Here is a 601-nt window from a genome sequence, read left to right on the forward strand (position 1 = left end):
CGCCATCAGCGGGCAGATGCCGCAGGCCGGGCGCGCGGGGGTGCAGATGGTGGCGCCGAGGTCCATCATCGCCTGCAGCCGAAATCCCCCGGCCGCCGGTCCGGAACCAGCGAGGCCGCCAGCGCCTTGATGCGCGGCTTGGCGCCGGGCAAGGGGTCGTCGACGGCGAACAGGCGGGCCACCACGCGCTCGATATTGCCGTCCACCGGGCTGGCCTTGCGGCCGAAGGCGATGGCGGCGATGGCGGCCGCCGTGTAAGGGCCGATGCCCGGCAGTTCCAGCAGCGCCTCCTCGTCGTCCGGGAAGGCGCCGCCGTGACGCGCGCTCACCGCCTTGGCGCAGGCGTGCAGGTTGCGGGCGCGGGCGTAATAGCCGAGCCCCGCCCATTGGGAGAGCACCTCCTCCTGCGCCGCCGCCGCCAGGTGCCGCACGGTCGGCCAGCGGGCGAGGAAGGCGCCGAAATAGGGGATCACCGCCTCACGGTGGTCTGCTGGAGCATGATCTCCCGACAGGAACACGTGGTAGGGGTCCGCCCGATCGCCCGGCCCGGCGCGCCAGGGCAGGCGGCGGCGGTGGGCGTCGTACCAGGCGAGCAGCGCCG

1 pseudogene is annotated in these 601 nt (G+C 74.4%); it reads right to left on the reverse strand.

The features are described from left to right. Positions 1 to 601, reverse strand: a pseudogene (locus tag AC2W7M_RS27045) (A/G-specific adenine glycosylase); the annotation flags it as partial.

Source organism: Xanthobacter sp. BG11Y11_SDJG, from assembly GCF_057364445.1.